This window comes from Streptococcus viridans (genome assembly GCF_900636365.1).
GTDB classification, from domain to species: domain Bacteria; phylum Bacillota; class Bacilli; order Lactobacillales; family Streptococcaceae; genus Streptococcus; species Streptococcus viridans_A.
Genome location: NZ_LR134266.1, coordinates 888,528 through 914,330, shown reverse-complemented (window position 1 = coordinate 914,330; position 25,803 = coordinate 888,528). Strand labels below are relative to the sequence as shown.

Here is a 25,803-nt window from a genome sequence, read left to right as displayed (position 1 = left end):
ATAGAAAGTCTTTAGAAGAGAGCAAACAGGAGTCTCCCTCTCCACTTCTTCTATAAGGTCACTGTCAAGAGTCTCTCTATTTCTTGATAAAGAATCTGTGTTGGCTGATAGGCTTTGCTTTTCTGAGCCAGAGCCTTTAGGTGCGACCAATCTTCCCGAGAAACCAATTCATTAAATAAGCGCAAAACTTCGGAATCTGTTTTTTTACGAGAGACCAATCCTATTTGGAATAACTCAGCCCGAACCGCATTGTCAAACTGGTCATAGTCCTGGGGCAAAATCAGACTTGGAATGCCCTGCTCGATACAGCCCATCAGGATCCCTGCACCTGCATGATGAATGGCAAAGTCCATTTGATCCAGAACATCTGAATAAGGGAGGTAATCAAAGATCAGAAGATTTTCCGACAACATCCTTGGTGGATGCTCCAAACCACTAGGGTCGCCTAGGGTTACGTAAAATACATAGTCAGGATATTCTTGGCTCAAAAGCCTTGCCAACTCCACCATCCGCTCTTTTTCCCATTTTAAATGAGTGCCGCAAGTGACGAGGACCCGCTTTTTAGAACTCGTAAAATACTGTTTCTGCTCTTGAGGAAGCCGATCAAAAGATAAACAGCGATAACCAACCCATTTAAGCTGGGATGGAAAATCATCTCGAAACTCCAACTCTTTCATGCCCAGAGCCAAGATTGAATAGGGAGAATAGATGGCTTCTGTCCCATCTTCACGGTACAATTTGAAATTCTCTAGGCTATCGAGATTCTTCTTAACCAGCGCAAGTCCAACTTTCTTTGCCAGACGGATGACTTGCCTACCCAGTGCATCTCTCCACTTGTAGAAGATTCCCTGATGCGGTTTCCAGCCACCTAGATAAGCAGGGGTTGTCGTGCGACTTTCAATCGCTACTGGACTTGGAATGGTCGTAATCCAGGGAATACCCAAACCATATGCTAAAACTCCAGCAGGAACTGCTACAAAATCTGCAATAACCAAGTCTGGTCTTCCCTCAGAGTCCCAAATTCGATTTATTTCGTCAAAAATTTCAGGGACCAGTCTGCTATTGTCCATTAATTGTTGGTACATGATCAATAGATTTGCTTGCTTGGCTGTATTGGCTATATCTTCCATCACTGTCGGTCGGTCAGGAAACAAGGCAAGGCAGTCAAAACCAATCTTCTCAACCAATGCCTTTTTCTGAAAACCTGTAATGACACGGATATGAAAACGAGGATCTTCCAGCAAGGGCTTCACCAGAGTCAAGGTTGGAAATAAATGGCCACTAAAGGGAACGCTTATTACATCAATTTTTATCACTTTTTCTAATCCAGTCATAGATGATTCCTTTCACATCTTCTCTGTATTCATAGCTATAATGATCCGTATCCACTTGAATATCCGCTGAGTGGTGATCCAGGATACGTGAATAAGGATCTTTCTTTCCTTTGATGACCAGTAGTTCTAGCTCCTTTTGACGTAAGAGAAGCTGGGAGACCGGGCCAAGCGCTATCACACGCAATCTTGGAAGGGAGACCTGATTCCCTAAACTTCTGAGCCACTGGGTCAGCATATTGACCCCTGAACTCTTACAAACAAGAACCACTTCCTGCGCTTCCAACAAGGGAGACAAGTGCTTCTGTAACAGCTTTTGGAAACCAGGGTTCAAAATCGTATGCCAATAGTAAATGATATTGGATGCAGAAGCTGACAAGAGGGATACTTGAGGAAACTGTATATGTTCAAAATCTTGATTGAAGGGAAAATTGCTGGCTACTACTGTATAGCCGGATGGACAAATCGCATGAAGGAGGTCTAGCTGCCCAGCTGTCAGCCCGGCACAAGTGACATCACTGCTCCCACTAAGAAAGAGAACCAAGCGATTAGAGTTTAGCATGGTCTGATCAAGAGATAAGGCAGACAAGCGATCAAGATAGGACTTCATCTTACTCATAACGAATCTTTCCGTCCGTCACACGAATCTTCCGTCCCCGCCAATTTATCACAGGTGGAGTCATTAGAACATAGATAAACAGCCAAGGAAGCAGGAGATCATTCAGCACTTCGTAGATGACTTCATCCAAGTGTAGGCGATTAGATAGAATGTTTTGTCGATAGAGGAGCATCCATACTGCCTTGAATACCAGTAAGCCCAAGACTAGAAGAAGGTAAGGCCACCCTAAAAAAAGACTTAGGATCAAAGCTGGAAGAGGCAGAAAACTCGGTAAACCTATGAGGAAAAAGACCTTCCAGTCCAGGTGTTCTTTGAGATAGATAGAGCTAAAGAGAAGCCAACGCTTCGTCTGGAGCAGATATTGCTTGACGTCCTTGATAGTGGTTCGAACATTACAGGTGACCCGTGTTTGGATAATGGATACTCCTTTACTCCTTAAAAAATCTGCCACGGCTAAATCATCACATAGATAATCCTTAATTGCTGTGAAAAGCCCCTGGTCTTTTGCAAGTTCTAGCGGTAGGATATAGAACATCCCGTTGATGGAGTGATTCGCCTCAACTTCTGCCATGGTAAAATAAGTAATAAAAGAATTGCCATTTACAAATGCTGCGACCAGCTTGGACCAGAAATTGCTTCTCTCCTGGTTATAGGGAATACCTGTCAGAATGACCTCTTGACCCAGATAGGCAGTCAGCTCCCCCATCTTAGAAAAATCGATCACACTATCATCGTCCAAAACAATCAGATAAGGCCGAGTCAGCTCCTCTACAACCTGCTCAATCTTGTAACTCTTGGGATTAATCCCTTGAGGGACATCTTCAATGAGAAAGATTCGAATGCGTTGGGCAAAGGAAGCATCTTGGCAAATCTGATTTGCTACTTGCTGGGCTTCTGTATCAGACTGGTCGATCAACCAGTAGAATTCCACTGCTTCTGTTTGCTGGAGATTGGCCCGCAAATCATTCGCTAAACGAGGATCCCCAGAGAGGATGGGTTGGACCACAGTAAAAAGCTCTTCTGGGAAGTCCGCAATATGAGACAGGCCTTTTTTATAATAAATGAAGGACAGCAACCAACGGATGAGAAATAAGAGAAGATAAGCAAGGCCTAAAAATATAAATATAAATTTCATCTATTAAGTCCCTTTCGTAAATACCTTGCAAGGAGACGAATGATCCATCTTTGAGGAAGCAGACGACCTAGCAAAACGAGCAAGCGATAGCGAAGGCCGATAACAGCATAGGAAGTATCTCTTTCTATGAATCGAATCAACTGCTGAGCGACTTTCTCAGGCTTCATCTGCAAGCGACTTCCTCCCAATGCTTCTACTAGTTTAGGAGGAAAAATACCTGTTTGGACTGGTCCAAGAATATAGAGACCTAGCTGGACCGGAGAATCTAATTGACTTAGTTCCTCCTGGAGAGCAAGAGTGTAGGTCTGCAAGGCAGCCTTGCTGGAACTGTAGGCTGCTAGATAGGGATGAGGATAAAGGGCAGCCAGAGATGACAGCTGGACCAGCTGGATCTTCTGATTTTTCTGCACTAACTTCTTGATTAGGTGGACCGGAGAATGGTAATTGACTTGCCAGAGGTCTTGCTCACTGGCTGAATCAAGGTCACTCCCACGGGAAAAATAGGCTAATCCCGCACAATTGACGAGAAGATCTGCATCTAGGTTCTCTACAAAAGCTTCTAGAGCCATTTGATCTAGCATATCTAATGTTAGGATTGACAGTTGCGCCTTGCTCCCAGTTAGTTCCTCTTGGACTTGGGAGAGTTTATCAGCATCTCGACCCACTAAGACCAGATAATCCAGCCTTCTTGCCAGTTCTTTCGCTAGCTGCCGGCCAATCCCTCCTATAGCCCCTAAAATGATCGCTTTTTTAATAGTATCTTCTATCTTCATAGCTCTAGTGTACCAAATTTCGATTAGATAGAAAACTTCTACTGCCATTCTTCAACATTTAATGTACAATATATACCCTAAAAAAATGAGAAATTCACTTTTAATTATTGAAATATGGATTAAAATCATTTATAATACCTTGAATAAAAAATAAGTGAGGAATTTTTATGAAATTCTATTCATATGATTATGTATTGAGTCAGATTAGCCAACAAAATTGGATCATGGTGATCATGTCCATTCTCTTAGTGTTGGTAACGGCTTTTTTCGCCTTTAAGGCATATAAGGATAAACGAGGAAGTAAGTTCCGTGAATTATCAATCATTTCTGTCTTAATCCTAGTGGCCTTTGTTTTGATTGGTATTTCAAATTTCCAAAACAACCAGTCCAACGACAATCAATTTCGCTCTTCCCTACACTTTATCGAAGTCGTTTCAAAAGAGTTAGGCGTTGAAAAGGAAGGTGTCTATGTCAATACTTCAGCGACGACCGATGGAGCTATTATCAAGGTAGACAAGCAATTCTATCGTGCGATTAGCGGAACTGACCCAGATAGCTATTTACTTGAAAAATTGGACTTATATAAATCAGATGTAGAACTGGTGGAGGTAGAAAAATAATGGACTTTTTTATCACAATTGCAATTAAGTTGGCTTTAGGGCTTGTTTCCCTAGTTTTTGTTATTAATATGACCGGTAAAGGAAATCTAGCCCCTAGTTCTGCAACAGACCAAGTTCAAAACTTTGTTCTTGGTGGTATCATCGGTGGGGTCATCTACAATAGCTCGATTACCATCCTTCAATATGCCGTCATCCTCATTATCTGGACCATCTTGATTTTGTCACTCAAATGGCTCAATACCAACGTTTCCTTCATTAAGCATCTAATTGATGGAAAACCAACCATTATCATTAAAAACGGGAAATTAGATCCAGAAGCTTGTCGCTCAAAAGGCCTTTCTGCTTCTGACGTCGCTCTTAAATTGCGCTCTCAAGGGATTTTCCAACTGAAAGAAGTTAAAAGAGCAGTTATTGAGCAAAATGGTCAACTCATTATTGTCCGAATGGGGGATGAAAATCCCAAGTATCCAATCATTACTGATGGTGTGGTCCAAGTGGAGATTTTAGAAACTATCGGTAAAACCGAAGAATGGCTTATGACCGAGCTGAATAAAAAAGGATTTGAAACTGTCGATGACATCTTTATCGCTGAGTACGACAAGGGTGAGATTAATGTGGTGACTTATTAAAAACTTACTTCAACTCCTACTTAATCAAAAGGACTCTATTCGCAAAATAGAGTCCTTTTATTTTTTGTCTATTTCCCGACCGTACTTCGATAACTACTAGCTGTTAAGCAATCAAACAGGAAAGATCGGTTTAATAAAACTATTGCAACTGTGATGATTGCAATTAGTCGCAACATTAAAAAAGTCAGAGCGAACAAGCAAAGGAACACGAGCCTATTTGCAGCTTTGTTAAACTCATTCATCAAAGTCACTAGGCAAATGGAATCAAGCAGAAATAGCTAACTAATAATATTCCTCTTAGAATGGTTCCAAGCCATTTTTTATTTTCAAACACAAGACCGAATTTCAATAAGGAACTGCTCACGTTTTAAGGAAGCTAGCTAAGATATATGGGAGGTAGATCTGCCTCAGATAAAAGATGGAGAAGAAATGTTTAGCCCCTCTACCCTAGTCCTTGTTATAGAGATTCAAAGAAGGATGGAGAAGACCATCATCCACTAAATATTAGATGGATTGGAGTAAATTCCTTTAGGGATGGTAGCAAGTAAAACAACTCCCTCTTTAAGAGGTTTATGACGAATCAAAAACTTTAAGGTTTTAACAAAGAGAAAACCAGCGTCATTTAGCGCTGGCTAGTTATCTAGGCTTTAGCCTAAGTATAAATACCTTGTTTTTTGTTCTGAAATAAGTATTCCTTATAAGGAATCGACTATATCCTTAACAATTTCCATAGGTTTGTTTTTCTTACGACCATTAACGGTTTCAACGATATTATACACTTTTAAGCGATTGTCATTACCGAAGACAAACTCAAAACGAAAAGTACGGCCGTTTGGTGCCGTTGTATCAAATTCCGTTTTATATTTATCATGAATAGGGCTAACTGGAAATTTATTGAAGAGCAATCGGCGTTCCTCCCCGGATTCTCTCAGACAGTTTTCTAACTCCCGACAATAGTTATAAAACATCTGATAGAGGTCTTCTTCCGAAATTCTTCTTCTAAAAACTAATGATTTAAAATCCCAAAAAATTCTGCGCGGGATTTCAATGCTAAATGAAAATCCCTCTTGATTGATTCTTTCTAAAAATTTATCTCTTGTAATCATAGAACCACTTTCTCTTTTATCAATCTGTAGTAAACCTTTATTATTTCTAATCATAGTCTTCCATAATGAAATAAAGCAGATCCATCAAGGTGAGTTTCTTACGACCATTAACGGTCTCAAATAGATTATATACTCTTAGTTGTTGATTCTTTTTGAAAACAAACTCAAACCGAAAATCCCGACCATTTGATTCGACTACATAAAATCCGGTCTTATATTTACTCTTCAGCTATTCTGCTTCCATTTTCCGGTCTTCTATCTCCCTACAAAGTGAAAGAAATATCTGATAGAGTTGCTCTTCAGAGAGCTTTTTTCTTCGAACCAATGACTTGAAGTCATTATAGCCCCACCATGGGATTTGGATATTGAATGAAAAACCTTCCTGATTCACATTATCGATAAATGCTTTTCTAGAAATCATACCAATTCCCCTTCTTTTGGAATAGCTTTTGACTCTATTATACCATCTTTTATCGTTTCACAAAAGAAGCATCCCAAAAGGGTTGCTTTACTCTATTTCTTAATAGTATTCCCCTTGGCGGTAGTTCCAAGAGTTGAAATGATCGGATAAGTGCATCATAATCTTATCGATATCCAATCCCTTACGAATCACAACTGGACAAGTATTGACAGAACGGCTACCTGCTCCTTGTTCTGGGATCAGCTTACCTTCCGCATCGACCATCGAAACCATCACTCCTTGTTCATAACGCGTTTCAATGGTCTTGTCTGGTTGGATAGAGGCTACATAATCATCGGCTTCGATGACCAAGTCCACAGCATCTTCGATCCGCTCACCGATTCCTTCGACCTTACCTCGGTTTCCTTTACCAGATGGGTTAGCAGATGATGCGTAAACCATCTTGCCTTCTTTTTCCCACATTTCTTTGGCGATTTGCTCACCAGCTTTACCAAATTTAATGACAAAACAGCTGGTTCCACGCACATCTGTCATGAGTTCCTCACGTCCATCTCCGAAGGCTTGTAATTTTGCATAGGCATCTTCACGCCAAGGAAGGATACAACCAAGCAAGATATCTTCATCCCAATGTTTTTGGTAGAAGGCTTCGATTTCAGGATTCAATTGAGCAAGGGCACGGAGTTCATCCATGCTTCCACAAAGAACAACACCTGGTTTGTTGCGGTTGCGTTCTTTGGCTTCGAACTTCCGTTCCAAGCCAGCCTTGTCGCTGGTCATGATGATGTAACCCACCTTAGTCGGGCAGACAATACAACCACCCTCTCCTTTCAAAATGTCAAATCCTTCTTGTGAAAGTGTTCCGTCCCATTGAATGTGTTTTGTCATAAATTTCGTCCTCTTCTATTCTTTTTTTCTATTCTATCAGAATTTCCAAAAAGCTTCAATATATTTTCTGAAAATTCTTAATTAACTATACAATTTTTATTGCCAATAGGTGGGCCGTTGCTTTTCATAAGCGGTGATCAAGTCTTCGTACTGAAGTGTAATCCCGATATCATCCAAACCATTGAGCAATTTGTGCTTCCAATCCCCATCGATCTCAAAGCTAAACTCTCCTACAGGCGAAATGATCTTCTGCTCTTCCAAATCCACTGTGACTGGATCTGTCGGCTTCAAGCTTGCCAATTTTTGACGAACATCTAGCGGTTGGACAATCGGAAGCATGCCATTATTGAGCTCATTATTGTAATGAATATCTCCGAAGGATCCGGCGATAACGACCTTAAAACCGTAGTCCGCTAAAGCCCAGGCAGCGTGCTCCCGAGAGGAGCCAGCCCCAAAATTATCACCAGTGATCAAAATGGTTGCCTGACGGTATTCTGGTTTGTTAAAGATGAATGTTGGATCCTCAGTATACTGATCATCCAAATAACGCCAAGCATACATGAGGTACTTACCAAAGCCTTTTTTATCAATCAACTTCAAAAATTGCTTGGGGAGGATTTGGTCGGTATCGATATTATCGTTCATCAAGGGAACGGTTGTCCCTGTATAAATGGTAAATTTCTCCATGATTCCTCCTTTATTGAACTTCAGGCATTTGGCGCACATCAACAAAGCGACCAGCTATTGCTGCTGCAGCGGCCATTGCTGGGCTACAGAGATGGGTCTTGGCCCCAAACCCTTGGCGATCTTCAAAGTTTCGATTGCTAGTTGAAGCACAGTGGACCCCGTCTGGTACCTTGTCTGGGTTCATCCCGAGACACATCGAGCATCCTGGATCACGCCACTCAAAGCCAGCATCCATAAAGATTTGATCCAAGCCCATTTTCTCCGCTGCTCGTTTGACAGGACGGGAACCTGGAACTACGATGGCGGTCAAATTAGGGGCTATTTTCTTCCCTTCTACGAAACGGGCAGCCAGCTGTAAATCACTGAGGCGCGCATTGGTACACGAACCAATAAAGACATAACCTAATTCAATGTCTGCTGGTCTTTGACCAGGTTCTAAATCCATATAATGATAAGCCCGCTCATCATTCATATCTCGAATCTCTGGGAAGGGGGTCTCAAAATCCACTCCCATAGAAGGATTGGTCCCCCAAGTCACCATCGGAGCAAGATCAGATACATCCATGCGGATAACCTTGTCATAAACGGCATCGTCATCACTGACTAGAGTCTTCCAATCGGCTACTGCTGCCTCAAAATCACTTGGAACACATTCGCGTCCTTCTAGGTAATCAAAGGTCTTCTTGTCTGGATTCATGATTCCCATCTTGGAGCCAAATTCAATGGACATGTTGCAGATGGTCATCCGCTCTTCCATGCTGAGGCTATCGACTGCCTCCCCTCTATACTCGACCACATGGCCGACTCCACACGCAACACCATAGCGAGCAATCAAGGCTAAAATGTAGTCCTTGGCATAAATCCCCTTTTGAGGTTTTCCAGTAAACTCGACCAACATCTTCTTTGGTTTGACTTGCCAGAGGGTTTGGGTGGCAAAGACATGCTCCACTTCACTGGTTCCAATTCCAAAAGCTATAGCACCGAAAGCTCCGTGGGTCGCCGTATGACTGTCTCCACAGACAATAAATTTTCCGGGCTGGGTACGACCAGTCTCAGGACCAACCATGTGAACAATCCCCTGTTTTTCAGAACCGTGACCTGCGTGATCGATTCCAAAATCTTTGACGTTTTCAGCTAATTTATCAATCTGTGCCTTGGAAATCACATCCCGAATATCATAGATGTTAACAGTTGGGACATTGTGGTCAAAGGTTCCAAAGGTTAAATCTGGGCGTCGAACCTTTCTCCCTGTATCCCTTAGACCTTGAAAGGCTTGCGGACTCGTCACTTCATGAATATAGTGTTGGTCCACATACATGAGTTGGGGCTGGCCTTCCTCACCGGTCACTATATGCCGTTCCCAGATTTTATCAAAAATTGATTTTCCTGCCATCCTTACCTCCATAGAACGTAGAGTGTGTATAGGGTAAGAAGGGTTCCTAAGAGCCAGGTAACCTTAAAATACCACTTCTGTGTTTTGTGATGAAAGAGTAGCCCTCCTATCCAGGCTCCTAGCCCTCCAACCGCAAAAGCATAAAAGAGCAAGGTCTTTTCTGGTATCCGCCAGGCATTTCTTTTGGCCTTTTCCTTATCAACTCCGTAGAGAATACCTACGAAAAGATTCCATAGAAGGATTAAGCCAGTAATCATTCCTTTTACACTCATAATCGTTTTATAATCTCTTCTGTCATTTCTGTTGTCGAAGCACTTCCCCCTAGGTCTCTCGTAAAGATCCCTACAGCAAGAGTAGCTTCCACTGCCTTTTCAATTCGACTAGCATCTTCTTCTCGATCAAAACTTTCTCGCATCATCATGGCAACAGATAGAATCATAGAGACTGGATTCGCCACGCCCTGACCCGCAATATCTGGAGCCGATCCATGAATGGGCTCATACATGCTTGGTCCTGACTCTGAATGGCTAGCCGATGGCATGACCCCAAGAGTGCCAGACAAGACACTCGACTCATCTGAAAGGATATCACCAAAGAGGTTTTCCGTCACGATCACATCAAAACGTGAAGGATTGGTAATCATGAGCATGGCTGCTGAGTCTACCAACTGGTGCTCCAAGGTCACATCCGGGAAGTCTTGAGACACTCGATCAGCTACTCTTCTCCATAGCTTAGAGGTTGCGAGGACATTTTGCTTATCAATGCTGGTGACTTTCTTGCGACGTCCACGCGCAATCTCAAAAGCCTTACGTACGATACGCTCCACTTCTTCAACGGAGTAGTCGTTGATATCCCGTGCTTGATCTTCTTCTAAGATATGCTCTCCAAAGTAAATCCCGCCTGTGAGCTCGCGAACCACTACGAAGTCCACACCATGGATGCGCTCCTCCTTCAAAGGAGAGAGGTGTTTAAGGGCATCGTAGATTTTGACCGGACGAATGTTGGCATAAAGGTTGAGCTCCTTACGAAGAGCCAACAAACCTTGTTCCGGCCGAATCGGCGCTTGGTCATACTGAGGACTTCCGATAGCTGCTAAGAGAATAGCATCAGCTTCCTTGGTAGCTTCTAGAGTAGAAGCTGGTAGAGGATGGCCAGCCGCATCAATCCCAGCTCCACCAAATGGATGCGCTTGGACTGAATAGTCAAAATTTGTTATTTCTGCCACTGCTTTCAGTACGGACAGGCCAGCCTCCATGATCTCTGGTCCAATCCCGTCTCCAGCTAGGGCGACAATCTTCTTCGTCATAGTGTTCTCCTTTAGGCATCTGGTAGATCGCGATAGGATACAATGTGACCAATCTCTCCAGCATTCTCTTTTTGCACCAAGGCATTGGCATTGATATAGGCAATCGCTGACGCCTTCAATACGTCAAAGTCTAAACCAGAAGCGTTGAAGATGGTATCCGTCGCTTCATTTTCAACAGTAACCAGCACACGCGCCTGGGCGTCAATTCCATCTGTCACCGCATCAATAGTGTAGGAAGTCAGACGAACTTCTTGGTGGAAGAATTGATCAATAGCGTTAAAGATTGCTTCCACTGAACCTTGACCTTTGGCAAGGTATTCAAGAATTTCACCATCTTCATTTTTCAGACTGACTGCTGCAGTAATGCTTTCATCATCATTAGTTGTGAGGCGAAGATCATCAAAGTGGAAGCCTTCTGGATTTTCCACTGCTGTTCCAGCAACTAGGGCACGAATATCAGCATCTGTGATCTCATGTTTCTTATCTGCCAGAGATTTAAACTTAGCAAATAATGGCTGGATGTCTTCTTCTGTGAATTCAAGTCCCAACTCATGCAGTTTTTCGACAAAGGCATGGCGACCAGACAATTTACCAAGTGGAAGACTGTTGCTCTTGACACCCACCAACTCAGGCGTGATGATTTCATAGGTAAGAGGATTTTTAAGGACCCCATCTTGGTGAATCCCTGACTCATGAGAGAAGGCATTGCCTCCAACCACAGCCTTGTTCTTAGGAATGGCAATCCCTGAGTAACGTGATACCAACTCAGAAGTATTGATGGTTTCATTGAGGACAATCGGACTCTCCACTTGGTAATAGTCTTCGCGAATATTGAGGGCAACCGCCACTTCTTCAAGCGCAGCATTTCCGGCCCGTTCCCCGATTCCATTGATGGTCCCTTCGACCCGCCCTGCGCCATTTTTGATAGCGGCGAGGCTATTCACAACAGCCATCCCTAGGTCATCGTGACAATGGGGCGAATAGATGATTTCCCGGTCCGATTGGACATTTGTGATCAAATGGTGGAAGATGGCTCCGTACTCTGCTGGCGTCGTGAAACCAACTGTATCAGGAATATTGATGTAGCTAGCCCCTGCATCGACTGCTGTCTGTACGACTTGCAATAGGAAATCCAATTCCGTTCGGGTTGCATCTTCTGGTGAGAATTCAACAACTTCAAACTTAGAACGAGCGTAAGAAACGTGTTCTTTGATGGCTTCAAGAATCTCTTCTTTTGACTTGTTGAGTTTAAACTCCCGGTGAATAGGACTGGTTGCGATAAAGACATGAATTTGCGGATACTTAGCATCCTTCAATGCTTCATAGCAAGCATCGATATCGGATTTAACAGAACGTGCTAAGCCCGTCACTGCTGTCTTGGTCAGAACCCTTGCAATCTCTTGTACAGCTGTGAAGGAATCAGGACTCGCAGCTGGAAAGCCCGCTTCAATCGCAGATATGCCCCACTTTTCCAATTGCTTAGCAATGGTAATCTTTTCTTTGATAGAAAAATTAACTCCAGGAGTCTGTTCTCCATCCCGAAGACTGGTATCTAAAAATTCAACTTTACGCATAGGGTCTCCTCTTTTCTAAACATAGTGAATAAAATAAAAACATCTCGCCAGTTACCTAAGCGAGATGTTTTGTTACTCCCGCTTGGTAAGCCAAACAGGACTAATGCTTTTGCACTAGCCCGAGTACCTCAACAACAAAGCGAATTGAATAAACTTAGCTGTTTTCATGTTTGACTTTCTCCTTTGATTGATGTCTTGTTTAGTATTTTAGCATAGGGAAAATAGAATGTCAAGAATTTTCTATAATATTCTGAATTTTTTGAATAGAAACAAAATAAAGACGAAAGTCTCTTTCTTGCTTTCGTCTGCTAGTCTTATTTTTTCCTGTAGAGATCAAAGATGATTTGATCATTGTATAGATCAATGGTATTAGCCTTGACATAAAAATCCATTTCGTTTTTAATCTTGGCTAGCTCTATCTTGATCGTCGCTTCTTTGCTATCAATTTTTACAAAGTCAGGTAGATCCTTGTTTGTAGACAGCACCTGCATCACGGTCTTCTTAGGAAGTTTCAAGGTCCCAACTGAAAAATCCTTGAGGGTCAAGAGGATACTTCCATCCTCTAGCTTACTTGGCTGGAAATAGATATAGAGGGGGTATTCCTTTCCTAAAAAGTCCATCTTCCCCTCTAGTAACATCTGTTGATTGTCTGCATACAGTTGATAATCACTCAAATGATAACTTTTAAGCATGACCTTGATGGTTTCATTTAGTTGAGCCCTGGTTGTGGTCATACTACCGATCTTGACGTCTCCTTGTTGGCTAGAAGTCTGTAGTTGGCGGACATCCTCTCGTACCGTTGAGAAGCGAGCCAATATAACTAGACTTGTAGCGAATAAGAAACTGACCAAGCCTAGAAAGAGCCATTTCCAGATGTTGATCGGCGTTTTCTCTCGTCTCTCCTTAAAATGAGGTCCTGTGGTTGGTGGCTTAACCTTCTTTTCACTCGAACCATTTTTTCTCAGTTGCATGTATTTTCTCCAGTACAGCTTCTTTCATGATCTCGTAGCCTGTATTATTGGGATGGAAACTATCCTCATCATACAAGGCATCATTGGTCACAGTTTCTTTTCCTAATTCGCTCTCTGTCACCCCACTCTTGCCATCAATGCCCTTATAGAGGAGGTCATTGATTGGAATAAAGTAGACGCCATGATATGCAGAGAGGGTCTCCTCCGTTCTTTGGTTCCACTGATCAACAAGCGTCTGCAATTCCGTTAGATCGGGGAAGTTGAGATACAAGGGGTTATAGATCCCCACCACGTAAACGGGAAGATCCGGGTTGTCCTTGCGAGCCAATTCGATGATCTGTTTGAGATTTTTCTCATAGGTCTTCGATGCTTTTTCGAAGCGGTCCAGATCTAAGTTACTGGTATCCTCAAGAATGGCCTTTCGCAGATCATTGCCCCCGACAGTAATGGTCAGTAACTGAGCTTGCTTCAGATCCTTTCGAATCTCCTTTTTCTCCTGTATGCGTGACAAAATTTGACTGCTCGTATTGCCAGAGACACCATAGTTGATCGCTTTGAATTCAAGACCGGATTCATTGGTCAAACTCTGAGCAAGAAGGGGAACAAAGCCTCCTTGATTGGTGCTATCTCCTACGCCTTTGGTCAAGGAATCCCCAATCGCTACATAGGTGACTGTCTTTTTTTGGACACTTGTTGACTGTTTGGTCATCACTGGTTCTGCCGAAGGAAGGAGCCAATTGACCAGAAAAAAGCAGACCAGAAAAGTGACCAAACAATACAAGATCATCTCTAGTATTTTTCTACTATTCATATACTCCTCATTCGTCCAGCTTTCAATTTAACTTTCTTATTTTTAAGTCAGGTTTAGGCTTGGTAGACAATCTTGCCCTGACAGATGGTATAAGCCACCTGTCCCTTGAGGGATTCACCGACAAATGGGGAATTGGCTGCCTTGGAAGCAAAATGATCAGACACTAGACGGTCAGCAGTCGGATCAAAGATCACAATATCTGCTGGTCCACCGACTTCCAAATAACCCGCTTCAAAGTTATATAATTTAGCGGGATTATAGGTCATTTTTTCTAAGAGTTCCATCAAGCCGAGCTCTCCTGCATGGACCAAATAGGTCAAACCAAGCGATAGAGAGGTCTCTAATCCTGTCATGCCGGAAGGAGCCTTGGTGATATCGGCTACGTTCTTTTCATCCGCATGATGAGGTGCGTGGTCCGTTGCGATTACGGTAATGACTCCTGACTTCAAGCCTTCGATGACTGCACGACGGTCCTCTTCCCGACGAAGAGGCGGATTCATCTTAGCATTGCTTCCCTTAGACAGCAAGAGGTCTTCCGTCTTAGAAAAATGCTGAGGAGCTACTTCTGCTGTCACAGGAGCGCCGATTGCTTGGGCAAACTCAACTACCTTCACACTCTCAGCTTTAGAAAGGTGTTGGATGTGGAGGTGGCCTCCTGTCGCGTGGGCAATCATAGCATCACGCGCTACCATAGAGTATTCTGCTACGCCAGTCGCACCGCAAACCTTGAAGTGTTCCCGAGCGATGTGCTCATTGAGTCCCAGTATACCGTTCAACTCTGGATCTTCTTCGTGGAGACTAATGAAGGTCCCCAGACGTTTTGCTTCTTCCAAGGCTTGACGGACTACCTTGGTACTTTGCAACGGAATCCCATCATCTGAGAAACCGACAGCCCCAGCTTGTAACAAGCCTTCAAAGTCGGTCAGATGTTGACCATCAAAGTTCTTTGTAACCGTCGCAACGGTCTTGACATGAATGGCTTCCTTAGCAGCAGAATCCAAGACTTCTTTTAAGGTCTCGACATCCGAAATGGTTGGAGTGGTATTGGCCATCATGACGACTGTCGTAAAACCGCCCGCTACAGCTGCCAGAGCCCCAGTGTGAATATCTTCCTTGTGGGTTTGACCTGGTTCCCGGAAGTGAACATGAATATCCACCAAACCTGGTGCAACCACCTTGCCACTCGCATCGACGACTTGGGCTCCTTCATAAGAAAGAGATGGACCCATTTCCACAATTTTCCCCTGATCTACCAAGAGATCACATACTTGGTCCAAACCAGTTTTTGGGTCCATAACCCGACCATTTTTAATGACTAACATCTTCTACTCCTTTATTCATAGAAATCAACATGGGTCTCTAGCAAGCGATCCCCATCATAGCGGAACATAGCTGAAAAGAAGGGTTTATCCTCCAAGAGCCACTCGACAAAGGTGTGGTCCCCCTCCCAAGTTGGCTTACTTAAGACTTGATCATAAGGTACCCACTCCAGTGTCCCTTCATTACACTCGATCAGTTCTCCCTCAAAGTCTGTCACCTTGAAGACATAGGTGTACCAATCCAGATCAGGTGTAAATTCAGGGAAGGTAATGATCCCTTTCAAGACTGGCTTGGCTCTAAGGCCCGTCTCCTCAAAAATTTCACGCGCAGCACACTCCTGTGGTGTTTCTCCAGGTTCTAATTTTCCACCCACTCCGATCCATTTACCTTCATGGACATCATTGGGCTTTTTATTGCGATGAAGCATCAAAAATGCTTCTCCATTATCGATATAACAAATCGTTGCTAATTGTGGCATTTCTTTCTCCTATCTTAACCAATCAATCGGCTTGCGTCCTGCCTCTATCAAAAATTGATTGGTTTTTGAAAAAGGTTGGGAACCAAAGAATCCTCGGTAGGCTGATAAGGGACTTGGGTGAGCAGATTCAAGGACCAAATGTCGATCGTGGGTAATCAGAGGCTTTTTCTTACGAGCATAAGCTCCCCAGAGGATAAAGACTACGGGCTCCTCCAACTCATTGACCACCTTGATCACAGCATCTGTGAACGGCTCCCAAATTTGACCTTCATGGCCATTGGCCTGACCGACAGGAACCGTCAAGCAGGCATTGAGCAAGAGCACCCCTTGCTCTGCCCAAGAGGTCAGATCATGGGAACGCTTCTCTCCAATGTCTGAGTACAATTCTTTGAGAATATTTTGCAAAGAAGGAGGGGCTGGGACATGATCCGGCACAGAAAAACTTAAGCCTTGCGCTTGATCCGGTCCGTGGTAGGGATCTTGGCCTAAAATCAAGACCTTGACCTGATCCATCTCAGTCGTCTGTAAGGCCTTAAAGACCTTGTCACGCGGTGGATAGACCACTCCTTTGCTATAGACCTCATTCATAAAGTCATTAATCTGATGAAAATACCCTTCTGGAAGATGGGATTTGATGGCTTCATGCCAGGGGGAATGTTGCATGGAAACTCTCCGCTATCCAATAAATTCTTACCTTTCATTATACCACATTTGATACAGATCCACTGGATAAAAAAGAGGCTGGACCATTTTATCCAACCTCTGGTTTTGCCTGTTAAACAAGCGAGATTTTTTATGTATTTTCTTTCTTGCTAAATCCTGCTAGACCGATCGAAGCCACTAGCAAAATTTGCGGCAAGAATTGGATGAGGTAGCGGGTCTTCCCACCTTCAAAGATGGTTAAGAAGAGCAAACCGCCAAAGACCGCTAAGGAAAGGAAATTAAAGGCATCTGTATCTCGACGTTTGAGATAAGCCCCAACCAAGCCAGCTGATAGGACGATCCAGATCAACTGTTTCACAAATTCATAATACTTGTACTGTGGGCGATCCGTGCTGAGGAAATAGGTTCGTACCCATTTGGCCAGACTACTATTTTGGGTGAGTGGGGCATAGAGAGGATTAATATAAGGCGTCTTCTCATACTCTACATCTCGGTATAGCCAACCAAGGGTCCCTTCTGCTACCGTCAAGGATTGCTTGTAATAGAGGTGCCCAATCAAACCGAAAGGTCCGTACTCCTTGAGGCGGCGTTTGATTTCTTTAATGACATTTTCCTTCTTAAAAAGCCCATTGTTGTAGTCCGAGCGCTTGTCCTCATCGATATAAGCTAGCAAGCCCTCTTTCATATCTTCTTGGTTATGCCCCATATCCGTCAAGCCTAGATTGATAAACAAGAGTGGTCCTTTGGCCAGCCCTTCCTTTTTCAAAATCGGAACAACCGTTTGATGATTGACCGCTGTGTTCAATCCTGCAAAGACAAATCCCGTCGTCATGACTGTCACCGTAGCAATCTTGCCAAAGGCCTTCCAGTTTCCTCTAAAGAAGAGGACAGCCCAAAAGGCAATCATGACAATAATCGTCGTTGGACGGATCAACATGGTCACGCCAGATAAAATCCCTAAAGCAAACATCTTCTTCCAAGAGACCCCTGCTTTGTTTTCCTCTAAGAAATCCAAGGCCCACCACAATTGAAGAGCAATCAAAGGAAGCGGAGGAATGTCTGTATACATGGAATAGAAATAAGGCGAGTAACAGATCAAGCTGACATAAAAGAGATAAGCTAGATCAGCTGTTTTCTGATTGAAATGCTTCTGGGACAGTTTGTACAAGAGGACGGCACCCAGATTGACATAGAGCATATTGAGAGCCTGCATAACCCACAGACCGCTAGAGCCGAAGAAAACATAGAAAAATTTCTCGTAAAGAAAGAGCGGAATATTATTGGGATTGCGACTGAGGTAGTTGGTGATGGAAGATTGTTTAAGAAGATCAAAAGCACCTTTAAAAACAACCGCGGCATCCCTACGGATCAAAAGCTCCGCACAAACCATAAAGATCAACTGACAGATGATCGCGCCAAGCAAGAAGCCTATTTTATGACGGGTCAACCAAACAATGGCTCTTTTTACCCCATCGCGTTTCAACCAAGCTAGCAGAAATAGCAATCCAGCACCTAAAATGGCTAGCCATGAAATCTCTCTCAGATAGGTCACACTGATCAAGAACCAGTGGACCATCACTAGCAACATGACAACATGAAGCATCCCAAATAGAATACGTTTACTTTTCGATAACATAGGTCCATTATATCAAAAAAACAGCATTTCTGCTGTTTTGGGCTGACACCAAATCATTTAGGTTGAGGAATTTTCTTTATTATTTTCAATCTTCCTTGAAATCAAACTCCATTTCCCTAGACTCTGTAAATTCAAGCCCTCTGTAGAATAGAACAACCAACGAATATAAAATCAATGCCAAAAATAAGCCAAAATGTTGTTCCTGTCACTAATATTTTTATAACCTTTCACACAGACTAGCTACATCCAAATTCCCAAAAAAGACTTCTTACTCGTCTCTTTTCAACCAATTCTCCTTTTGTGCTTTCTCTGCTAAATCTTTCGCTTCATCGATATCCAATGAATTTGAATCAGAGGAAATGTTGGAGTCAATATCTTCTTCCAATTCTTGTAAGATTTGAACATCTTTAGGTGTCAAATTCGAAACTGTAGGGTCTGCTTTTGGTAGAGGACGATAAAACATGAAGAAACCAGTAATGACAATCAGAAGAGCGGCAACCGATATGAGAAAACCTTTCTGAAAATCTTCAACAGGCATTTTAGTACCTTTCGTGGATAATTCCTTCCACTCTGGGTGTTGCTCCTCAGTTGCTTTTTTAGCATTAAACGCAGGTGTAATCAAAACTTGATTCATTAAGGAGATTGCACCAAGGGACATCAGCAAAAACGGAATGTGGCGCGATTTACTAATGATCACTAAAATTCCTCCTGTAATAGCAATCAAGCTGATGATGATATTAACAGTAAACCAAACTATTGCCTGCTTTTTCATTTCCAAATACTTTTCTTTTGTCATGTTCTTCTCCCTTAAGATCGCTTATATCATAAATCTATTAAAACAATTACCATTATCATACAGGATTTTTCTATGTAATTCAAGTTAGCTAACAATTAGTGAAAAGAGGATAAAAAGAGAGGCTGGGACAAAAGTCCTAGCCTCTCAATTGTCTTTGGATTGTCGAGCAAGACGCAGTGGTTGAGTGGACTCTACTACGCTGATTTCATCAGCTTTTACAGCCCTACTCAACTGTGCGGAGGTGGGACGACGAAATCGAATTCTAACGAATTACTGATTTCTGTCCCACTCTCAGTTATATTAGTTATCTTGCCAAGTTTCTTGGTTTTCCTTGAAACGGCGTAACAGTTCCAATCCTTCAGAAGTAATGTAACCCTGTTCTTCAGCCAAATGAATCAATTCAGTGTAGTTAGACAAGGTTTCAAGTTGAACGCCAGCTTCCGCAAATTTCTTATCTGCCTTCTCCAATTGGTAGGTGAAGATCGCTACCACACCAAGGACATCTGCTCCTTCACGTTTCGCAGCTGCAACAGCATCCAAGACAGAGCCACCAGTAGAAATCAAATCTTCAACCACCACCATCTTTTGACCTTGTGGAACACGACCTTCGATTTGGTTTCCGGCTCCATGGTCTTTTGGTTTGCTACGGATGTAGGCAAATGGCAAATTCATCTTGTCCGCAATAATAGCACCATGAGGAATCCCCGCAGTTGCTGTACCAGCAATGACTTCTACTTCTGGGAAGGCTTCCTTGATTTTATCCACGAAGCCATTCTCAATCAGGGTACGAGTTTCAGGATAAGCGAGGGTCACTCGGTTATCCGTATAAATAGGGGACTTGATCCCAGAAGCCCAAGTAAAAGGTTCTTCTGGTTTCAAATAAACGGCTTCAATTTTTAAAAGATGGCTGGCAATATCTTTAGCTAATGACATGATAACTCCTTTTTTACGATTTTAATCGAATACGAATTAAATCAACATATGATTTAAACAACAACAGTACAGGTTAGTAAGTTAGTTAGAGAAGGTCCCATTGGTCTCCCTAGAGCTACAAAAGATCCACTTTTAGTAGCGATTAGTGTTCCGACGATTAGAAGAAAGAAACGATATTTTTCTTTCTTCTAATCTAGTGAATGCGTTAGGGAAGGTCCCATTGGACTTCCCGTAGAGCTACAAAAGTTTCACTTTTAGTAGCTCTTACGCATTCCACTGTCTCTTAATCTCATGGTAAGCATCCCATGGGTTTTCTGCTTGGATGATTGGACGTCCAACGACAATGTAGTCAGATCCAATCGCATGCGCTTCTTGTGGCGTCATGACCCGTTTTTGGTCACCGATTTCTGCTCCTGCAGGACGGATCCCTGGGGTTACACAGACAAAGTCTTCTGCGGTAGCCTTTTTGATCAAATCAACTTCATGGGCTGAACAAACAACGCCGTCTAGGCCTGCTTCTTGCGCCTTACGGGCATAATTAACAACTGACTCTTGGACAGTGGTTTGGATGTTTTGGCAATCACGCATGTCTTCTTCACTGGTAGAAGTCAACTGAGTCACCGCCACCAACTTAGCTCCTGGCCCAAGCGCCTTTTTGGCTTCGCACATCATCTCTACACCACCGGCTGCATGAACTGTCACCATATCCACTCCAAAGGTGCCTAGGACAGACATGGCTGACTTAACCGTATTTGGGATGTCGTGCAATTTTAGGTCCAAGAAAATGCTGTGGCCACGACCTTTCAGATAGTGAACAATTTCTGGGCCGACTGCATAGAAAAATTCCATTCCGATTTTTACAAAGAGTTTTTCATCTTCTGGGAAATGTTCTAAAAAGTTTTTGACATCTTCAAAAGCTGGAAAGTCAAGGGCTATGATGGGACGTTCTTCACGCATGGGTTTCTCCTTTTATGGATGACATTTTTTCCACAAAAAAACCTTGCCCGAGGCAAGGTTACACGAAAATTAGGTAGTATCTACCCTGATTCACCGTCTAGACCTTAGGAGCCTCTCTGGACCACTTTAAAGGTTTTTCTACATTGTAGTACGATATGAAAGAAAAGTCAAGAAATATTCATAAAACGTTCGGATTCAATCTGTTTTTTTCATCTTTCGACTAGGGAAGATTCACAAACATGTCAAATTCTTGACGAAGATCCGATTTTCCTGTAAAATTTTTGTATGCTGAGTAAGGGTTGTTTTAGTTGTAGCTTACTCAGTAGCCTGTTGGGGTTGTAGCCAGCAGGCATTTTTTATTTTCTTGATGATCTTTATAATAGATTTTCTCGGACATGCCGACGCAAACCTTTCAAGCTAGTTATTCCGTACTGATCCATGACCTTTGGTAACTCTTGGATAATAGTCGGACAAGCATATGGATCTGTAAAGTTAGCAGTTCCGACACCAATCGCAGAGGCACCAGCAATCATCATTTCAATCGCTGCTTCTGCTGAATCCACACCGCCCATGCCAATAATTGGAAGTTTGGTCGATTGGGCTACTTGTCGGATGAGTTTCAAAGCCACTGGGAAGATAGCTGGCCCTGACATCCCTCCCGTACCATTGGCAATAATAGGCTTGCCAGTCTTGAGGTCGAAGCGCATCCCGACCAGCGTGTTGATCATGGTCAAGCCAGTAGCTCCTGCATCTTCTGCAGCCTTGGCTACTTGGGTAATATCAGCCACACTAGGAGTCAACTTAACATAGACAGGGACCGACGAAGCTTCTACCGCAGCTTTAACTGCATCATAGGCCAACTCGGGAACCTGACCGATTAAGAGACCATTATTGCCATGGTCCACATTGGGACAGGAGATGTTAAGTTCAATGGCTGTGACATTTGGTGCTTGCGAGATCTTCCGAGATACCGTCGCATACTCTTCGTTAGAAAAACCGGCAACATTGGCAATAATCGGTAAGTCTGGGTAATTCTCAGCCAACCAAGGGAGTTTCTCTGCTAAGACCACGTCTACGCCTGGATTTTGGAGTCCAATGGCGTTGAGCATGCCTGCAGGGGTCTCAGCAACACGTGGTGTAGGATTTCCAAAGCGAGCCTCTGCTGTCGTCGCCTTAATCATGATGGATCCTAATAAGTCCAAGTCATAGTATTTGGCATATTCTTGGCCAAACCCAAAACAGCCAGAAGCTGGAATAATGGGATTTTTCAAGTCTAATCCTGGTAAGGATACAGCTAATCGATTGCTTGTCATACTTTCCTCCCTACATCACAATTGTACCAGTTTCAAAGACCGGTCCGTCTTCACACACGCGCTTATTGGCTGCTTGGCTTGCATTTTCCAGATGCACCACGCAGGCATAGCAAGCTCCCATCCCACAAGCCATACGCGATTCCATAGAAATGTAGGCGCGGGGATGGTTATGGAATTTGGTATTAACATATTTGAGCATGCCAGGTGCCCCACAAGAATAGATAGCATCAAACTCCTGGTCCATCTGATCAATGACCGTAGAAACATAGCCCTCAGTGCCATAAGAGCCATCGTCAGTTGTAATAGTGACTTGGCCATACTGCCTCAATTCTTCCTCAAGGATAACTGCTTCTTTATTTGCAAAGCCAAGGACAGAATGGACTTCTACTCCTTGCTCATGTAGTTGTTTAGCCACTTGGACCAAGGGAGGCACTCCAATCCCGCCACCGATGATCAAAGCACGCGCCCCTTGACTAAGACCTTTTAGGTCAAATCCATTTCCTTGAGGGCCCATGACACTGAGGAAGCTACCGACAGGCAAGTGAGAAAAGATGGCCGTTCCGCCTCCTTCTACCCGATAGATGAGTCGACAGGTCTGGTTGTCTGGATCAATCTCTGAGATAGAAATGGGACGGCGAAGGAGCTTGGAGTCATCCGGTACACGGATATGGAGAAACTGCCCCGGCAACATCTGCTCCACCATTTTCCCCTTCAAGACCATTGAAAAAATCCGTGGCGCAATCTCTTCTTGAGCGATTAACTCCATGTCTTCCATCATGATTTTTCCAAACCGTTTCTTACAGCTGTCACTGACCATTGGTTTCCTCTTCTTTCTTCCAGCAAAAAAGACCTCGCAAAAGCAAGGTCCTACAAATGATCAGCTAGACTTGGTCCGCTGATCTTTTTTCTGTCTTTCCTTGCAGGCCTCTCTGGACCCCTTAAAGGTTAAATTTGTCTCATTATATCGCGCTACTGGTCGCTTGTCAAGTAGAAGTCCGATAGTTCCGCTCATTTCCCATCTGTCTCAGGAGAAAACCCTTCTGGTACAGGAGGGATGTACTGCAGAGCAATCCGATTTTCTGGCTTGTGATCGACCAAGTAGAGGACGAGTAAGAAGAGCCATTCCAGGGGTTTCATTAGATAGTAAATGACATCCATAGCCCATTTCTTCTTGATATGTTTAGCAAAGGGGTAGCCATAACGGTCATAATTACGACGCAGGAATCGATGAAAACGTGGTGTCTTTTCTTCTAAGACCTGCTCAAAGGCATTTGCAATACAGAGCTGGCGATTAACCACAACAGGATGACCATGCCGGACTCCCATCCGCTGGGGCTTGACCACCTTTTCATGACCACCTGCTGCGACTGTACAGAGATAGTGCTCATCAATAATGAGATTCTGAGGAGGGATCTTTTCCGAGAAGGTCCAGTCAGCCGTATTGGTCCAGGCCTTGACCAAGCTATCAGGACGTTGACCAAAGAGCATGAGGACCATGACCAATACCGCTAATAAGGGAAGGGCAAAGATGACTGCCAACCAAGGCCAGTGTTTGGATTGGTGGAGGATCAGGTGAAAGCGCTGGAGAATAGGATTGTCATAGACCCTTTCGAGATCAGACTCCCCCTCCCACTCCTTCATCCTGGTCCGCAAAAGACTAATGGAATAAACCAACAAGAAGACCGTGTGACAACCGATGACTTGTAACTGGATGTCAAATACCACTACTAGCACCAATCCCATCAATATCCCACTGATACAAAAGATATTCAGAAGTGGGGACAAGGAATTGGCATCTCGGTAAGAATAGATGACCAAAGCTAGGAAGGAAATCAGTGCCAAAATAAGGATCGTCGGTAGCGCCTCCGACCAAATCATGGTATGCTTCTGCTCATTGATGAGCTGTTTCGTCCAATCATAACGCGTTAAATCTTTTACCAGATAGATGACGAAGAATTCCAAGATACTACCAAAGACTCCTATCCAAAGGATGACAAAGTACTTGCGATTGTTGACCCTTCGTTTAATTTTTTCCTCTTCTTTCTCATCATAGACGCCAACTAGCTCCTTTTCCAAGGTCTGGGCCTGAATCGTAGACCAGCGAGAAATAACATACAGAATCACAAAGATATTAGGAACAAAATAACTAACCACTAGGGCATGAACAAGAATTGTAACACTGTAAATTCCGACTCCAAAAATAGCATTCCAGAAACCCAAAGATTGGATATTTCCTGGCAAGCTCCTGATAATTAGAAAGACAGACAAACTAAGAAATATCAGGAAGTTGGTCATAAAGTTTATCTTTACTAAACTGGCTAAAAATTTAGTTTCCAGTTCCTGGTTCCATTTTTTGTACCAGTGAGCAATTCTTTTCATAAGTCCTCCAGAGATCATCTTTTCCATCATTCTATCAAGCTACAATCAATCCTTCAATTCTAAACCTGTTTTATAGGCAAAAATCCTTCTAGAGACTGATACTAGCTAGGATTTTCTGTCAAAAGTATGTTAAAATATAAGCATGAGAATCCAACAATTACATTACATTATCAAAATCGTCGAAACAGGCTCTATGAATGAAGCGTCCAAACAACTCTTCATCACCCAGCCAAGTTTGTCCAATGCTGTGCGGGACTTGGAAAAAGAAATGGGAATTGATATCTTCATCCGTAATCCCAAAGGGATCACTCTGACCAAGGATGGGATGGAGTTCCTTTCTTATGCCCGTCAGGTCGTCGAGCAGACCCAACTTTTAGAAGAACGCTATAAAAATCCAGTAGCCAATCGGGAGCTCTTTAGCGTATCCTCCCAGCACTATGCCTTCGTGGTCGAAGCCTTCGTCTCTCTCCTCAAGAAAAGCGATATGGAGAAATACGAGCTCTTTCTACGGGAGACTAGAACCTGGGAAATCATCGACGACGTCAAGAACTTCCGTAGTGAGATTGGTGTCCTCTTCCTCAATGGGTACAACCGGGATGTCCTCTCAAAAATGCTGGATGATAGCCACCTCAAGGCAACCCACCTCTTCACTGCCCAACCTCACATCTTCGTCAGCAAGACCAATCCTCTAGCTAACAAAGAAGTGGTCAAGCTAGAAGACCTAGAAGACTTCCCTTATCTCAGCTATGACCAAGGGACTCACAACTCCTTCTACTTCTCTGAAGAAATCCTCTCCCAAGAGCATCACAAAAAGTCCATTGTCGTCAGTGACCGTGCTACCCTCTTCAATCTCTTGATTGGTCTGGATGGCTACACCATTGCGACCGGGATCCTCAATAGCAACCTCAACGGAGACAATATCGTCTCAATCCCACTAGATATCGATGACCCAATCGAGCTGGTCTACATCCAACACGAGAAAGCAAGCCTCTCTAAGATGGGTGAAAAATTTATCGAATACTTACTTGAGGAAGTCCAATTTGATAAATAACAATTAGCCAGCTACA

General features: G+C 43.3%; 27 protein-coding genes. 3 read left to right on the top strand and 24 right to left on the bottom strand.

Annotated features, from left to right (window positions below; translation table 11 throughout):
• Positions 1 to 50: 50 nt before the first annotated feature.
• The 4 genes from EL081_RS04895 to EL081_RS04880 are packed head-to-tail and all read right to left on the bottom strand — an operon-like array spanning position 51 to position 3,858.
• On the bottom strand, positions 51 to 1,334 hold the full coding sequence (locus tag EL081_RS04895) for a glycosyltransferase (protein ID WP_126404188.1): 1,284 nt from the start codon (positions 1,332 to 1,334) through the stop codon (positions 51 to 53).
• Positions 1,303 to 1,950, bottom strand: a complete 648-nt coding sequence (locus tag EL081_RS04890; protein ID WP_126404187.1) for a hypothetical protein — start codon at positions 1,948 to 1,950, stop codon at positions 1,303 to 1,305. Before EL081_RS04890 ends, EL081_RS04895 begins: the two co-directional genes overlap by 32 nt.
• Complete coding sequence (locus EL081_RS04885; protein WP_126404186.1) at positions 1,943 to 3,085, bottom strand: glycosyltransferase; 1,143 nt, start codon at positions 3,083 to 3,085, stop codon at positions 1,943 to 1,945. The genes EL081_RS04890 and EL081_RS04885 overlap by 8 nt, the downstream gene beginning before the upstream one ends.
• Positions 3,082 to 3,858, bottom strand: a complete 777-nt coding sequence (locus EL081_RS04880; protein WP_126405048.1) for an SDR family NAD(P)-dependent oxidoreductase — start codon at positions 3,856 to 3,858, stop codon at positions 3,082 to 3,084. Before EL081_RS04880 ends, EL081_RS04885 begins: the two co-directional genes overlap by 4 nt.
• Positions 3,859 to 4,025: 167 nt before the next feature.
• Between EL081_RS04880 and EL081_RS04875 the strand changes: the two genes are divergently transcribed.
• Together EL081_RS04875 and EL081_RS04870 are read left to right on the top strand one after the other, a co-directional pair.
• Positions 4,026 to 4,478: a DUF3290 family protein gene (locus tag EL081_RS04875; RefSeq protein ID WP_126404185.1), complete on the top strand. Its 453-nt coding sequence runs from the start codon at positions 4,026 to 4,028 to the stop codon at positions 4,476 to 4,478.
• On the top strand, positions 4,478 to 5,107 hold the full coding sequence (locus EL081_RS04870; protein ID WP_414485199.1) for a DUF421 domain-containing protein: 630 nt from the start codon (positions 4,478 to 4,480) through the stop codon (positions 5,105 to 5,107). Before EL081_RS04875 ends, EL081_RS04870 begins: the two co-directional genes overlap by 1 nt.
• Before the next feature lie 695 nt (positions 5,108 to 5,802).
• Here EL081_RS04870 and EL081_RS04865 read toward each other — a convergent pair.
• The 20 genes from EL081_RS04865 to EL081_RS04765 form a co-directional block, all read right to left on the bottom strand.
• Entirely contained in the window at positions 5,803 to 6,267 is a 465-nt protein-coding gene (locus EL081_RS04865; RefSeq protein WP_232011397.1) for a hypothetical protein, read from the bottom strand.
• Positions 6,268 to 6,442: 175 nt separating this feature from the next.
• On the bottom strand, positions 6,443 to 6,634 hold the full coding sequence (locus EL081_RS10140) for a hypothetical protein (RefSeq protein ID WP_232011398.1): 192 nt from the start codon (positions 6,632 to 6,634) through the stop codon (positions 6,443 to 6,445).
• A gap of 99 nt (positions 6,635 to 6,733) precedes the next feature.
• Complete coding sequence (locus tag EL081_RS04855) at positions 6,734 to 7,519, bottom strand: L-threonylcarbamoyladenylate synthase (protein WP_126404183.1); 786 nt, start codon at positions 7,517 to 7,519, stop codon at positions 6,734 to 6,736.
• Between the two features lie 96 nt (positions 7,520 to 7,615).
• Positions 7,616 to 8,206, bottom strand: a complete 591-nt coding sequence (gene leuD / locus EL081_RS04850; protein WP_126404182.1) for a 3-isopropylmalate dehydratase small subunit — start codon at positions 8,204 to 8,206, stop codon at positions 7,616 to 7,618.
• Between the two features lie 10 nt (positions 8,207 to 8,216).
• Positions 8,217 to 9,599, bottom strand: coding sequence for a 3-isopropylmalate dehydratase large subunit (leuC, locus tag EL081_RS04845; protein WP_126404181.1), 1,383 nt, complete (start codon positions 9,597 to 9,599; stop codon positions 8,217 to 8,219).
• Between the two features lie 2 nt (positions 9,600 to 9,601).
• Entirely contained in the window at positions 9,602 to 9,871 is a 270-nt protein-coding gene (locus EL081_RS04840) for a DUF1294 domain-containing protein (protein WP_126404180.1), read from the bottom strand.
• Entirely contained in the window at positions 9,868 to 10,905 is a 1,038-nt protein-coding gene (leuB, locus tag EL081_RS04835; protein WP_126404179.1) for a 3-isopropylmalate dehydrogenase, read from the bottom strand. The genes EL081_RS04840 and leuB overlap by 4 nt, the downstream gene beginning before the upstream one ends.
• 11 nt (positions 10,906 to 10,916) lie before the next feature.
• Positions 10,917 to 12,479 carry a 2-isopropylmalate synthase gene (locus EL081_RS04830; RefSeq protein ID WP_126404178.1) on the bottom strand — a complete coding sequence of 521 codons (1,563 nt, stop codon included), beginning with the start codon at positions 12,477 to 12,479 and terminating at the stop codon, positions 10,917 to 10,919.
• 314 nt (positions 12,480 to 12,793) lie between these two features.
• Positions 12,794 to 13,450, bottom strand: a complete 657-nt coding sequence (locus EL081_RS04825) for a YpmS family protein (protein ID WP_126404177.1) — start codon at positions 13,448 to 13,450, stop codon at positions 12,794 to 12,796.
• A complete protein-coding gene (locus tag EL081_RS04820) occupies positions 13,422 to 14,261 on the bottom strand; it encodes an SGNH/GDSL hydrolase family protein (RefSeq protein ID WP_126404176.1) in 840 nt (279 codons plus the stop codon). The genes EL081_RS04825 and EL081_RS04820 overlap by 29 nt, the downstream gene beginning before the upstream one ends.
• A 53-nt stretch (positions 14,262 to 14,314) precedes the next feature.
• Positions 14,315 to 15,583, bottom strand: a complete 1,269-nt coding sequence (locus EL081_RS04815) for a dihydroorotase (protein WP_126404175.1) — start codon at positions 15,581 to 15,583, stop codon at positions 14,315 to 14,317.
• Between the two features lie 11 nt (positions 15,584 to 15,594).
• Positions 15,595 to 16,059, bottom strand: a complete 465-nt coding sequence (locus EL081_RS04810; protein WP_126404174.1) for an NUDIX hydrolase — start codon at positions 16,057 to 16,059, stop codon at positions 15,595 to 15,597.
• A 9-nt stretch (positions 16,060 to 16,068) separates the two neighbouring features.
• Positions 16,069 to 16,722: a uracil-DNA glycosylase gene (locus tag EL081_RS04805; protein ID WP_126404173.1), complete on the bottom strand. Its 654-nt coding sequence runs from the start codon at positions 16,720 to 16,722 to the stop codon at positions 16,069 to 16,071.
• 130 nt (positions 16,723 to 16,852) lie between these two features.
• On the bottom strand, positions 16,853 to 18,358 hold the full coding sequence (locus EL081_RS04800) for a glycosyltransferase family 39 protein (protein WP_126404172.1): 1,506 nt from the start codon (positions 18,356 to 18,358) through the stop codon (positions 16,853 to 16,855).
• Positions 18,359 to 18,626: 268 nt separating this feature from the next.
• On the bottom strand, positions 18,627 to 19,154 hold the full coding sequence (locus tag EL081_RS04795) for a hypothetical protein (RefSeq protein ID WP_126404171.1): 528 nt from the start codon (positions 19,152 to 19,154) through the stop codon (positions 18,627 to 18,629).
• Between the two features lie 300 nt (positions 19,155 to 19,454).
• The gene (pyrE, locus tag EL081_RS04785) at positions 19,455 to 20,087 is read right to left on the bottom strand and encodes an orotate phosphoribosyltransferase (protein ID WP_126404170.1); all 633 of its coding nucleotides are present in this window, start codon (positions 20,085 to 20,087) and stop codon (positions 19,455 to 19,457) included.
• 264 nt (positions 20,088 to 20,351) lie between these two features.
• Entirely contained in the window at positions 20,352 to 21,044 is a 693-nt protein-coding gene (gene pyrF / locus EL081_RS04780; RefSeq protein ID WP_126404169.1) for an orotidine-5'-phosphate decarboxylase, read from the bottom strand.
• Between the two features lie 374 nt (positions 21,045 to 21,418).
• Entirely contained in the window at positions 21,419 to 22,357 is a 939-nt protein-coding gene (locus EL081_RS04775) for a dihydroorotate dehydrogenase (RefSeq protein ID WP_126404168.1), read from the bottom strand.
• Positions 22,358 to 22,367: 10 nt separating this feature from the next.
• A complete protein-coding gene (locus EL081_RS04770) occupies positions 22,368 to 23,174 on the bottom strand; it encodes a dihydroorotate dehydrogenase electron transfer subunit (RefSeq protein ID WP_126404167.1) in 807 nt (268 codons plus the stop codon).
• Between the two features lie 191 nt (positions 23,175 to 23,365).
• A complete protein-coding gene (locus EL081_RS04765; RefSeq protein ID WP_126404166.1) occupies positions 23,366 to 24,736 on the bottom strand; it encodes a DUF6688 domain-containing protein in 1,371 nt (456 codons plus the stop codon).
• A 142-nt stretch (positions 24,737 to 24,878) separates the two neighbouring features.
• Here EL081_RS04765 and EL081_RS04760 point away from each other — a divergent pair, with 142 nt between their 5' ends.
• Complete coding sequence (locus tag EL081_RS04760) at positions 24,879 to 25,787, top strand: LysR family transcriptional regulator (RefSeq protein ID WP_048689847.1); 909 nt, start codon at positions 24,879 to 24,881, stop codon at positions 25,785 to 25,787.
• The last annotated feature ends 16 nt before the right edge of the window (positions 25,788 to 25,803 follow it).